Source organism: Herminiimonas aquatilis, from assembly GCF_042665175.1.
Taxonomy (GTDB): domain Bacteria; phylum Pseudomonadota; class Gammaproteobacteria; order Burkholderiales; family Burkholderiaceae_D; genus Oxalicibacterium; species Oxalicibacterium aquatilis.
This window is the reverse complement of sequence record NZ_JBHTCC010000001.1, coordinates 333,978-346,115: the sequence shown is the minus strand read 5'-3', so window position 1 is coordinate 346,115 and position 12,138 is coordinate 333,978. Positions and strand designations below refer to the sequence as shown.

Here is a 12,138-nt window from a genome sequence, read left to right as displayed (position 1 = left end):
ACTAGGCTTGTTTCCGATAACGATCAGGACAGAAATGGCAAAAAGTAAAAAAGAAAACGCTGCAGCGGAAGAAGCAACAATCTCTGCAGCAGTTACCGAAGTAGCGTCATCTAAATCGCCAGCATTGGAAAAAACTGCAAAAGCGGCATCTGTCGAAGCAGTCAGCGTGCCCATTAAACCAAGATGGGATGACAGCAAGATGCAAAGCGCGTATGCAAACGTCTGCAACGTACTCGGTACACGTGAAGAGATCACGTTGTTGTTCGGTACAAATAAAGCGTGGCAGGCTGGCAGCGATGAAGTCGGTGTGCAACTTTCGCAACGTATTGTGTTGACGCCGTATACTGCAAAGCGTTTGAGCCAGATGATGGAACAAGGCGTGCGCGAGTACGAGCAACGCTTTGGCGAAATCAAATTGTCTTGAGCGATTTATCGCAAAGCCTGTGCCGCAATTTTTTCGCAGAAATGCACGGAGATGCGGCAATCTCTTTATACAGACCATCGTTTTTACAACGTAACAAGTGAGCAATAATTTGTTTGCACCAGCAGCATCTGACGTAGTGGTCGGAGAAGAGATCGACCAGCAGCAAGCGCTATGGCTTCGTTTTGCCGATCCGGCCGATACGCAGCAATTCAACGCGACGTGGCTGGCATTGCAATGCGAAATGATAGAGGGAGCGGTGCGTGCCGTGATGGTGCTGGGTCCTCCCGACCTCGGTCCTTTTTTACCCGTTGCATTCTGGCCGCCAGCTCAGCCAGCCAGCCCTTTGTTGGTCGAGGTTGCTGATATCGCCTTGCAGGGACGGCAGGCAACCTTGCAGCATCGCGATAATCATTCCGCGCTCGCTTATCCCATTATCATCGACGGCCATTTACATGGCCTGGTCGCATTGGAAACTCTGCGTCGCAGCGACGACGCCTTGCATGGATTGATACGCGAACTACAATGGGGCATGCAAGGCATAGAAGCCGCATTGTTGCGACAACAGGCCTCGCACGAGCAAAGTACGCGTGAGCGTTTGATGACCACGCTGGATCTGGTTGCGTCGGCGATGACCGAACAAAAATTTTCTGCTGCGGCACACGCATTGGTAACCGATCTGGCGATTCGACTTGATTGTGATCGTGTCAGTGTTGGTTTCCGTCGCGATGACCGTTGTAATGTCGATGCCGTATCGCATAGCGCACAGATAGGTAAGCGGATGAATCTGGTTCGTGCCATCGGCAGTGCGATGGATGAAGCGATCGATCAAAAATCATTGATACAAATGCCGGCCTTAGGTGAGCAAGTATTGGTGACGCGTGACCACGCGGCACTCGCACGCCAGCATGGCAGCGATTACATTTTGACAGTGCCGTTTGTTACCAGCGAATTGGTAGGCGGTGCGTTCACTTTTGAACGGTCTGGTGATCGGCCATTCACTTTGGCGGAGATTGAGCTTTGCCAGGCAGTCGTTGCCTTATGCAGTCGTATACTTGAAGAAAAACGTCTGAACGATCGATTTCTGGTGGCGCGCTTCAAAGACATCGCGCGTGACCAATTGCGCAAGTTTATCGGCCCGCGTTATTTCGGTCGCAAGCTGGCAGCCGGATTGTTGATGTTCGCTGTCATATTCTTTAGCTTCGCCAGCAGCACTTATACAGTCGGTGCAAACGCCGCGCTGGAAGGTTCGATACGTCGCGTGTTGGTTGCGCCATTTGACGGATATGTGGAAACCTCCAGTCATCGCGCTGGTGATTTGATCAAGGCCGGCGATGTGCTGGCGACTCTCGATCAACGCGATCTGCAACTGGAGTATTTACGTTGGGCCAGCCAAGCCGATCAATATTCGAATCAGTATCAGGAAGCCTTGGCGAAATCAGATCGCGTGCAAGTCAACGTCAGTCTGGCGCAAGTACAACAAGCCAAAGCACAGATGGAATTGCTGGCCGAGCAACTGGCACGCGCCAACATCACCGCGCCTTTCCCCGGGATTGTCGTCAGCGGTGATTTGTCGCAAGCACTCGGTAGCGCAGTCAAACGCGGTCAGAACTTGTTTGAAGTCGCACCCTTGAATGAATATCGCGTGATTCTGGAAGTAGATGAAAGTGATATCACGGGCGTCAAGCAAGGACAAACCGGTACCTTGATGCTGACATCTTTGCCAGGTGAAGTTTTTCCGCTGGTGATTGCACATTTGACGCCAGTCACCAGTTCGCGCGAAGGACGTAGTTACTTCCGTGTCGAAGCGACGGTAGGTAAAGTCAGCGAACGCCTGCGTCCGGGTATGGAAGGCATAGGCAAGATCGATGTCGGTGATCGCAAATTGATTTGGCAGTGGACGCACAAAATGTTTGACTGGTTGCGCCTGATGTTCTGGTCCTGGATGTAAGCGCAGCTCATGGCAGAGTCACTTTTTAGCGAATCATGGTACCGCGTCGCCAATGTCAAACCGCGCCTGCGCAATCACGCGCAAATTCACAGGCACGTCTATCGCGGCGGTGTCTGGTACGTGCTGCAAGATCATATCAGCGGCCGCTTCCATCGCTTTACTCCAGTTGCCAATCTCGTCATCGGCTTGATGGATGGCGAACGAACAATGCAACAGATCTGGGATATCGCCTGCGAGCAGCTGGGCGATGAAGTGCCATCGCAACCAGAAATGATCAAGCTGATGTCGGATCTGCATAGAGCCGACGTATTGCAGAGTGATGCGCCGCCAGATATCCGCGAGCAGCACGAACGGCGCGGCAAACATCTAAAACAAAAAGTAAAACAGTACGTCGGTAATCCGATGTCGCTGCGTTTTCCCTTATTCGATCCTGATCGCATACTGCAGCGCATGATGCCTTTTATGCGGCCGATGTTTGGCTGGTTTGGCGCAGGTCTGTGGTGCGTGACGATGTTGACGGCGATCATTCTGGCCGCGATGCATTGGAAGGCATTTTCCAGCGGCATGCTGGATCGCGTGTTCTCGGTCGAGAATATTTTGCTGATGTGGGTACTTTTTCCATTGGTAAAAATTTTGCACGAGTTAGGGCACGCTTTCGCTGTCAAGGCGCGCGGTGGCGAGGTGCATGAGATGGGCGTCATGCTCTTGCTGTTGATGCCGATCCCGTATGTCGATGCTTCTGCCGCATCGGCATTTGAAGACAAGAAATGGCGCATGCTGGTCGGCGCTGCAGGTATGTTGACGGAATTGTTTATCGCTGCGATTGCGATGATTGTGTGGGTTTATCTCGAGCCCGGTACCGAGCGTGCGATTGCCTACAACATCATCCTGATCACAGGTATCTCGACCTTGCTGTTTAACGGCAATCCATTTTTGCGATACGACGGCTATTACATCCTGTCCGACTATCTGGAGATTCCGAATCTCGGTCAGCGCTCGAATGATTATCTCGGCTACCTGATTAATCATTACTTGTTTGAAGTAAAAGACGTGCAGTCACCGGTTGTCGCTAAAGGTGAAGCGCGCTGGTTCGTCTTCTACAGCATCACGTCTTTCTTCTATCGCATGTTCATGATGATTACCATCGTGCTGCTGGTGGCGAGCAAGTTCTTCTTGTTCGGTATTTTGATGGCGGTGTGGTCGGTGTTCAATATGTTGATTCAACCGATCGCGAAGAAGATCAGTTATTTGTTCAATAGCCCGAAGCTGCGGCAACAACGCACACGTGCTCTTGTCATCAGTGGCTCAACAGTGTTGCTGGCGGCATTGATTTTGTTCTGGTTGCCTGCACCGTCATTCACGCGCAGTGAAGGCGTGGTGTGGGCGCCGGATGAAGCTCAGGTGCGTGCCAACGTTGACGGCTTCATTACTAAAGTTGTCGCGCAGCCCGGCCAGCAAGTAAAAAAAGGTGAGCTGTTGATTCAGTGTGAAGATCCTGAATTGATTGCGCGCTCCACCGTGCTGGAAGCTGAACTGGCTGGCCTCGAAGCAAAATACACTGCGGCATTATCCAGCAATCGCGTGCAAGCCGACATCCTGTTGCAGCAGATGGCGCATGCGCGCGTTGCGATGGAATTGGCACAAAAGCGTCTTGCGGAAATTGAAGTTCGCGCACCTAGTTCCGGTACTTTCGTGATGGCTGACGTACAGAACATGCAGGGACGTTTTGTTCAGCGCGGTGAGTTACTGGCATATGTGACGGACGAAGGATTGACGACGATACGTGTCGTGATTCCGCAAGCGAATGCAGACAAGGTGCGCAAGGGATCGCAAAGTGTTGAAGTGCGACCGGTCGATCAACCTTCAACCGTGATCGAAGCCAAGGTGTTACGCGAAGTGCCGGCAGCGACAGATAAATTGCCGAGCATGACTTTGAGTTTTCAGGGCGGTGGCAAGATTGGTCTTGATCCCTCCGCGCATGAAGGCGATGCCAAAACTTTGCAAAAACTGTTTGTGCTTGATCTGCAATTACCGAAAGGCGTCAAGATGGATAAACTCGGCAGCCGGATTTATGTCCGCTTCGAGCATCAGCCTGAGCCTATCGGCTTGCAATGGTACTCAGGCGCACGACGAATTTTTCTGAGGACCTTCAATGTCTAATCAGGTCCAAACCATTCCCGAGTTCGATCCTGAACTGGACGGTGACCTGCCGAATCAGGATCACCCTGTAGCAAGCAAGTTGCAGCGCTTGAAGGATGGACTGCGAGCCAATATCGAGTTCATGTTGCGGCCGCAGTTGACGCGTTTTGATCAGATCTATCCCGAGCGTGATGAGCCAGAAGCTGATCAACTGCTGGACCGCATCGGCAATGCATTGACCGGTACTATCGTCCGCAAGTTGCGCGCACGTCCAAAACGAGTGCATGCGATTGTTGATCAGGTCGCGCCGTTTGAAGCGCCTTTGCGTGAACTTGATGGGGAAGGTTTGCGCGAACTGGCACGCGAGCTGACGCGTAAACTGCGCCGCGAAGGCATGAAGGACGAACTGGTCGCGCATGCATTTGCATTGGTGCGCGAAACCTCGGACCGCATTCACGGCATGCGCCATTTCAATTCGCAATTGATCGGTGGCTGGGTCATGTTGCAGGGCATGATCGCCGAGATGGAAACGGGTGAAGGCAAGACGCTGACAGCAACGCTGCCAGCCTGCACCGCGGCGCTGGCTGGCAGACCGGTACATGTTATTACTGTCAATGATTATCTGGTCGAACGCGATCACGCATTGATGCAGCCGGTGTATGCCGCGCTGGGTATTTCTTCTGCAGCAGTCACATCCGAAATGAGCCACGAAGAACGTCAGTTGGCTTACGCTTGTGATGTCGTGTATTGCACCAACAAGACTGTGGTTTTCGATTATCTGCGAGACCGTATCGTGCTAGGTACGCAGTCCGATTCACTGCACTTGAAGTTGGAAAAAGTTTATGGCGGCGATGCAGCCAAATCACGCATACGCCGTTTGTTATTACGTGGTCTCAGTTTTGCCATTGTCGATGAAGCAGATAGCGTGCTTGCTGATGAAGCCGGTACACCATTGATTATTTCTGCAGAAGTTTCATCGCCAGATGAGGCTTTGTTTGCCGGGCAAGCGATAGAGCTTGCGCAGCAATTAGTCGAAGGCTTGCACTATCGTATTCTGCGTGGCGAACGCCGTATCGAAATGCAGGAAGAAGGTCATCAGCGTGTGATTGATTTGAGTAAGTCTCTCGGCGGTGTATGGAGCATTACTTTGCGCCGCGAAGAAATGATCAATCAAGCGCTGACTGCCTTGTTACTGTTCTCGCGCGACGAACAGTATCTGGTACGCGATGGAAAAATTCAGGTGATCGATGAATTTACCGGTCGCGTGATGGCAGATCGTTCGTGGGGCCAGGGTTTGCATCAACTGATTGAAGTCAAGGAAGGGCTGGAAGTCACTGCACGTCGCGAACCTTTGGCGCGTATCAGTTACCAGCGCTTCTTCCGTCGCTATCAACATTTGTCCGGCATGAGTGGCACTGCATCCGAAGTTGCGGCTGAACTTGGCAGCATTTACGGCTTGGGCGTCGTCAAGGTACCGACTAATCGTCCAAGTTTGCGCATGACACATCCAGATCGCGTATTTGCTACCGATGAAGAAAAATGGGCGTGCGTGCTGGAGCGCATTTTGCATCACCATCAACGCGGTGCGCCGATTCTGGTTGGCACGCGTTCTGTCGTGTCTTCCGAGTTGTTGAGCCAAAAGCTGGATGAACGCGGCATTGCACACAAAGTATTGAACGCCAAACAGGACGGTGAAGAAGCCGATATCGTGGCGGATGCTGGGCACGTTGGTCGCATCACCATCGCCACCAATATGGCGGGACGCGGCACTGATATCAAATTGCGGGAAGGCGCAGCAGAGCTTGGTGGCTTGCATGTCATCTTGTCGGAGCGGCATGAAGCTGGTCGCATAGACAGACAGATCGCCGGCCGTTGCGCAAGGCAGGGCGATCCTGGCAATGTCGAAGCGATTTTGTCATTAGAGGATTCGTTACTGGTGCCTTACAACAATGGCTTGTCGGCCTTGGTCTTGCGACGTCTGGTGAGTAGGTTCAGCGACAAGAAGGAAATGCTGCACGCAAAATGGATACGCTATGCGCAAAAACGCACGGAACGCAGCCAGTCGCGCATACGCAAGAGCTTGCTGAAAGCGGATAAGCAGATGGGCGATATCTTGTCCTTCTCTGGACGCGCAGAATAAATTTTATTTAATTTTTATCAGTCGATCAATTTAAGAATCACAAAGATACAAGGGAATATCTATGCAAAAGCATTACACCAGCGGACTGAACAGCATCCTGGCAGGTTTCATTTTGAGCGCGCTCGCATCGATGGCTGTGGCGGCCGACAAGCCGGTATTTTCAGCGCCGTTGCCGGCTCCGGTTCCTAATCTGACACCGGGTGCAAAACAAGCTGTACCGGTTACAACACCGACACCAAACAAGGCAACTGCTGCAGCCAAGCCTGCTTCAACAGCGATGCCACAAAGCGGTAATCGCGGCAAAAATATCGGCGATCAGATGGAATGTTTGCTTGAGCCTTATATCATCGCCAACGTGGGCAGCCCGGTAGAAGGTACGCTGAGTCAAGTCTTGGTCGACCGTGGTTCAGACGTCAAGAAAGGGCAGGTCGTCGCCCGTCTTAATTCAACTGTAGAAGCCGCGACAGTCACTTTACGCGCTGCGCAAGAAGCCTATGGTCAACGCAAGGTGCAGCGTAATGAAGAGTTGTTCAAGAAGGATCTGATTTCGGCGAGTGACAAGGACGAGCTCGAAACCCAAACGCGACTCGCCGCACTCGAACGCAAGCAACAGCAGGAAGTATTGAACCTGCGTACCATCACCAGTCCATTGAACGGCGTCGTGGTTGAGCGATATCTCGCACCAGGCGATCACATCGCCCAAGAGAAAATTCTGAAATTGGCGCAAATCGATCCGCTGAATGTAGAAGTCATTGTGCCGGTTGAACTGTTTGGTGAAATCAAGCCAGGCATGAAAGGTGAAGTCACGATGGGCTCCATGGTGAGCGGCAGTCATGTTGCTAGTGTCAAGGTTGTCGATCGCGTGATTGATGCCGCCAGTGGAACCTTCGGCGTACGTTTGGAATTGCGTAATCCGGGCAACAAGATTCCATCCGGGATACGTTGCAATGTGCGCTTCGTCAAATAAAACGGAACATCATGCAAGCTCGCAGTCAGCGTAAGGTCATCGTGATTGCCGCACCAATAGGTGGCGGAAAATCGACAGTGGTCACCGCGCTTGCATCTGCATTAAACGATGCGGCCACGCTGCGTTTTGATGACTATGAAACCGCCACGCGCCAATCCGTCGAAGAGCTTGCAAAATGGTTGGCCGATGGCGCCGATTTCAATCAGTTGCAGGCACCGGGCTTGGCCGAAGATCTCGCGGCTTTGCGTAACGGCGACGCGATTACAGATCGCAATGGATCAGCTATTAACGCTGGTATGCAAGATCTGATTTTTGAAATGCCTTTAGGTCGCGTCTGGTCTGCGACTGCAGAGAATATCGACGTGCTGGTCTGGGTGGATGTACCGCTCGATATTGCGTTGGCACGTCGCATACGCGAAGTCAGTGCGGACATGTTGCGTCAAGATGCCGCCAGCGCAAAACGCGGCTTGGGCTGGCTCAACGATTATCTTGGGCACTATATCGAAACGATACACAAGGTACTGGAAGCGCAGCGCCACGTAGTACCTGCGCAGGCTGACCTGATTGTCGATGGCACAGCGCCGGTCGCGAGTATCGTGCAGCGCGTGTTGGATCATCTTGCGCAATCTGCATCATCAGTGGTGGCGCGATGAGTATTCGTGAAGTGCGCTGGGATCAGCATGTCGGAAAAGAGCGCGACTACTTGTGCGTTGATGCCTTTATCGCCGATATGGTGGGCGCGCGTGCCTTGTCGACAGCATTTGAAACCGGCGTCATCGATTACATGATCGCGCATGCTGTATGTACGTCCGAAGCAATGCTAGTTGATCTGCAATTGGATAGACGCGGTTTGCAATTATTGTTGGGCATGTTGCGCGCGAATCATGTAGTTGAAAGCACGTGCAATCATGCGGTGATGGCGGATGAAAGTGATGAGATCCAGCTTTCTGCAAGTTTCAAGGCCGCTGTCGTCTTTCGTGATTTGATGGAAGCCAAGTTGTACTTTGCGAATCTGGTCGCACCGGATTTTCTGCATTTATTGACAGCCTTGTTGATGGAACCAGCGAAGTTTTCCGAGCAGGCGCGCATCTTTAAATTGTTTTCGTATCAGCGTGCGTTTGAACCGACTGCAGAGAATTACGAGCAGACCGCGCGTTGGATGCGCATCACGACAGCGTTGACCAAGTACGAAGCGCAAGCTTGTATCGCGGCATTCGATTTTTCACCCTATCGCCGCATGCTGGATATAGGCGGCAATAGCGGCGAATTTGTTTTACGTATTTGTCGTAAGCATCGTGAGTTGCGCGCAGCCGTGTATGACTTGCCGCTGGTTTGCGATATCGGTGCCAAGCACGTGGCAGAAGAACAAGAAGCCGCTCGCATTCAATTCATCAAGCGCGATCCAGCACAACTTGCCTTGCCACGTAGTTATGATTTGATTACGTTCAAATCCATGTTGCACGATTGGCCGGATGCAGAGATGGGTGATTTTTTACACCGCGCCTACGATGCACTGGACGTTGGTGGAACACTGATGATTTTTGAGCGCGCTGAAGCAAGCGTGAAAGATATACAGATCGCTTACGGTCAATTGCCGCTGATGCTGTTTTTCCGTTCGTATCGCACACCGCAGGCTTATCAGGCGCAACTGGAAGCTATCGGCTTTCATTCTGTTGCTGTCGCTGAAGTGCAACTCGATATGTCTTTCATCCTGATTACTGCGATCAAGTGAGGTGCATGTGAAACCTTTAGCTAATGCACACACAACTTTTCCACTTGAACTAACTGAGGCGGATGATCGTTATTACGATTATTGTCTTTGGGAATACGCGCCTGTTGCGAATCCGCAAGGCAAGCTGCGCTCGATCAATTTGTTGAACAATACGTTTGCATCAGAAGCAATCGGCCCGCATGCAGCTGAAGTTATTGCTGCAATTCGTCAAGCATTCGGCATGGCGCGCACGGTGTGGGGCGTCAAGCAAGAGAATGGCAAGATCAGTTGGGAGTTGTACTTTTACGATTACGATCGCCAGCACCGTGCACGCTCGATTACGCAATTGCTGCAGGTGATCAAGCCATGGATAGCCTGCGATTTAACGGTACGCGAGTCATCTGATTACTTCATGTTTTCCATCGATCTGAATTACGCCCTTTTGAATGAGGGCGCGCAGATGGATGAGTTGCAGATGTATATGGGGAATGTCGGCAGTACGGTTTCCTCCGGTATTTGCTACGCGGTCACAAAAGACGCGATGACGATGAAGAATTTTTATTTCTTCTTCGATGCGCGTACGCAGGCACGGGAGATCGTGGATAAAGTGCGTTCATCGGTTTATCTTGATCTGGCACATTTCGATCTCGATACCGTGTTGTGGCCGGAACTGCGCGAATGCCAGACCATCGTCGTAGCCAACAAGCGTACTCACGATGGCGTGTATTTTTCAAGGATTACGATAGATCAGTTGCTGTTCTTTCTACGGAAAATGCAGTTCCCGACTGAGCAGATTGCTTTTGCGGAACAACACCGTGCCGGGCTGGATCATTTACTGTACGACGTAGGCATCGATTACCGTATGGAAAATGGCGTCGTCAAGGTATTGAAGAGCGCATACTATGGTGTGTTTTGAACGCGGCTGATTACTCGCGCAATCCGCGAAATAACAAGGACCCACATGGGCTGTTTTGATCACAGGCAGTACGTCTCGATGACGATGGAATTCAGGTGCAACCTGAAGTGCGTCCATTGCATGATCGAAGACACCATGGACAGGCTCAAGCCACAGACGACTGAGCAGTTGCATGCATTGCTTGCGCAAAACGGCATGCATAGAAAATGGAAAGGTTTGATCCTGACTGGTTCCGAAATCACATTACATCGGGACTTGCCTGAATGGGTGCGCATGGCGCGTAATTCCGGTTTCGAAAAAGTCCGCATCCAGACGCATGGTATGCGTCTCGGTAGCGAAAGTTATTGTACCGAACTGGTTGATGCCGGTGTGAATGAATTCTTTATCAGTGTCGCAGGTGCAGATGCCGCCACGCATGATGGTATTACGACAGTTCCAGGTTCATTTGAAAAAACCATACGCGGCCTGGAAATTCTCGACAAGATACCCGACGTCGTTACCATCACAAATACAGTCGTGACCGAGCGCAGTTATCGTCAACTGCCGCAACTGGTGGAACGCTTGGCACATTTGAAGCAATTGGCGCAGATGGAATTCTGGTTCTATTTCCCTATGAGCGAGAGCGATGATAAAAATTTGGTCGCATCTCACATCGCTGCGCTGCCTTTACTGAAACAGGCGATAGCGGATGCGCAAGCAGTCGGGCGCGGTATAGAAGTTAAAAACTTCCCCGAGTGTCTGCTTGGTAACGATCGCGCGGCTTTGTATAACGATCAGCCTGAGTTGTATATCGATGATGCGTTCTGGACCGAATTCATGCGTAACGGTTTTTACCAGTGTGTTCATCGCGATCAATGCAGCTCCAAACAATGTTTGGGATTGAATACGGCTTATGTGAAGAAATTTGGCTGGCACCGCGAAGAACTATCACCGCTTTCATAAATTGCTTTAGACGCAGCACTGCTAAATCAAAAAGCCTGACGAATAATCTTCAGGCTTTTTTATTTGTATCACTCATGCAAATCCTGCACTTGGTATTCTAAGCGCAGAAATCCAGGGGCAAACGACGAGGGAAGTATTGTCCCTTGCCAGGGCGATCTGCATCGCGCAAGGTCCGCCAGGTGTAAGCCAATGCGGTTTCTACCGCCGTCAATGTATCTTCGCCAAGCGCCAGACGTCCAGCCAATGCGCTGGCAAGCGTGCAACCGGAGCCGTGATAGCTGCCTGGCAGTCGTGCGCAGGTGAAGGTACTGGTGCTGCCGTCGCGTGAATAAAGGCGGTTGTGGACTTCGTGTTCGTCACCGTGGCCGCCTGTGATCAGCAGGTGCTGACAAAAAGGCAGCAATTTTTCAGCGCATTCATCCGGTGTGCCGTTTGGCAGTTCGGCCAGGATGCGTGCCTCCGGCAGGTTAGGCGTCGCGATGGTCGCGAGTGGCAGCAAACGCTCGCGCATCGCGTAGCCGACTTCATCCTTGCCCAATGCTCCGCCACCGCCGGCGCGCAATACTGGATCGCACACGATCGGTACGTGTGGCAGACGCTGCAAAATCTCGACAACGGTATCCACCATCTTGACCGAACCCAGCATGCCGAGTTTGATGCCCGCTACGGGCAAGTCGGTAATTACCGCATCCGCCTGCGCCAAGACCCATTCGGAATCCAGAACGCGAAAGTCGGAGACGTCAACCGAGTTTTGTACCGTCAACGCGGTAACTGTAGGCGCCGCATGACAGCCTTGCGCCATCAGTGCTTCGATATCGGCTTGCAGGCCTGCACCACCACTAGGGTCGTGGCCGGATAGACAGAGTACGACAGGACGTTGATTATTCATGGTGCACATTCTCTTAACAGGGATGCATCGCTGGCAGCAAATGCTGGGAAAAGGGTGAGGCA

Annotated in this window: 10 protein-coding genes; 9 read left to right on the top strand and 1 reads right to left on the bottom strand. The window is 51.9% G+C overall.

Features of this window, described 5'->3' with window-relative positions; all coding sequences use genetic code 11:
* Positions 1 to 34: 34 nt before the first annotated feature.
* The 9 genes from ACFQO0_RS01660 (at position 35) to ACFQO0_RS01620 (ending at position 11,187) form a co-directional block, all read left to right on the top strand.
* Positions 35 to 424 carry a DUF3467 domain-containing protein gene (locus ACFQO0_RS01660; protein WP_382232312.1) on the top strand — a complete coding sequence of 130 codons (390 nt, stop codon included), beginning with the start codon at positions 35 to 37 and terminating at the stop codon, positions 422 to 424.
* Between the two features lie 97 nt (positions 425 to 521).
* Positions 522 to 2,372, top strand: coding sequence for an efflux RND transporter periplasmic adaptor subunit (locus tag ACFQO0_RS01655; protein ID WP_382232311.1), 1,851 nt, complete (start codon positions 522 to 524; stop codon positions 2,370 to 2,372).
* A gap of 9 nt (positions 2,373 to 2,381) precedes the next feature.
* Positions 2,382 to 4,532 carry an HlyD family efflux transporter periplasmic adaptor subunit gene (locus ACFQO0_RS01650; protein WP_382232309.1) on the top strand — a complete coding sequence of 717 codons (2,151 nt, stop codon included), beginning with the start codon at positions 2,382 to 2,384 and terminating at the stop codon, positions 4,530 to 4,532.
* Entirely contained in the window at positions 4,525 to 6,651 is a 2,127-nt protein-coding gene (locus ACFQO0_RS01645; RefSeq protein ID WP_382232308.1) for a preprotein translocase subunit SecA, read from the top strand. Before ACFQO0_RS01650 ends, ACFQO0_RS01645 begins: the two co-directional genes overlap by 8 nt.
* A 61-nt stretch (positions 6,652 to 6,712) precedes the next feature.
* Positions 6,713 to 7,618, top strand: a complete 906-nt coding sequence (locus ACFQO0_RS01640) for an efflux RND transporter periplasmic adaptor subunit (protein WP_382232307.1) — start codon at positions 6,713 to 6,715, stop codon at positions 7,616 to 7,618.
* Between the two features lie 11 nt (positions 7,619 to 7,629).
* Positions 7,630 to 8,271, top strand: coding sequence for a nucleoside/nucleotide kinase family protein (locus ACFQO0_RS01635; protein ID WP_382232306.1), 642 nt, complete (start codon positions 7,630 to 7,632; stop codon positions 8,269 to 8,271).
* Positions 8,268 to 9,350 carry a methyltransferase gene (locus tag ACFQO0_RS01630; RefSeq protein ID WP_382232305.1) on the top strand — a complete coding sequence of 361 codons (1,083 nt, stop codon included), beginning with the start codon at positions 8,268 to 8,270 and terminating at the stop codon, positions 9,348 to 9,350. The genes ACFQO0_RS01635 and ACFQO0_RS01630 overlap by 4 nt, the downstream gene beginning before the upstream one ends.
* A 7-nt stretch (positions 9,351 to 9,357) precedes the next feature.
* Positions 9,358 to 10,245 carry a hypothetical protein gene (locus ACFQO0_RS01625; RefSeq protein WP_382232304.1) on the top strand — a complete coding sequence of 296 codons (888 nt, stop codon included), beginning with the start codon at positions 9,358 to 9,360 and terminating at the stop codon, positions 10,243 to 10,245.
* 45 nt (positions 10,246 to 10,290) lie between these two features.
* Positions 10,291 to 11,187 carry a radical SAM protein gene (locus ACFQO0_RS01620; RefSeq protein WP_382232303.1) on the top strand — a complete coding sequence of 299 codons (897 nt, stop codon included), beginning with the start codon at positions 10,291 to 10,293 and terminating at the stop codon, positions 11,185 to 11,187.
* Positions 11,188 to 11,284: 97 nt separating this feature from the next.
* Here ACFQO0_RS01620 and ACFQO0_RS01615 read toward each other — a convergent pair whose 3' ends face one another.
* Positions 11,285 to 12,076: a hydroxymethylpyrimidine/phosphomethylpyrimidine kinase gene (locus ACFQO0_RS01615; protein ID WP_382232301.1), complete on the bottom strand. Its 792-nt coding sequence runs from the start codon at positions 12,074 to 12,076 to the stop codon at positions 11,285 to 11,287.
* Between the last annotated feature and the right edge of the window lie 62 nt (positions 12,077 to 12,138).

Coding starts and splice junctions, on each gene's coding strand:
- ACFQO0_RS01650 (WP_382232309.1), top strand. CDS start 2,382: ATGGCAGAGTCACTTTTTAGCGAATCATGGTACCGCGTCGCCAATGTC.
- ACFQO0_RS01640 (WP_382232307.1), top strand. CDS start 6,713: ATGCAAAAGCATTACACCAGCGGACTGAACAGCATCCTGGCAGGTTTC.
- ACFQO0_RS01620 (WP_382232303.1), top strand. CDS start 10,291: ATGGGCTGTTTTGATCACAGGCAGTACGTCTCGATGACGATGGAATTC.
- ACFQO0_RS01660 (WP_382232312.1), top strand. CDS start 35: ATGGCAAAAAGTAAAAAAGAAAACGCTGCAGCGGAAGAAGCAACAATC.
- ACFQO0_RS01635 (WP_382232306.1), top strand. CDS start 7,630: ATGCAAGCTCGCAGTCAGCGTAAGGTCATCGTGATTGCCGCACCAATA.
- ACFQO0_RS01630 (WP_382232305.1), top strand. CDS start 8,268: ATGAGTATTCGTGAAGTGCGCTGGGATCAGCATGTCGGAAAAGAGCGC.
- ACFQO0_RS01645 (WP_382232308.1), top strand. CDS start 4,525: ATGTCTAATCAGGTCCAAACCATTCCCGAGTTCGATCCTGAACTGGAC.
- ACFQO0_RS01615 (WP_382232301.1), bottom strand. CDS start 12,076: ATGAATAATCAACGTCCTGTCGTACTCTGTCTATCCGGCCACGACCCT.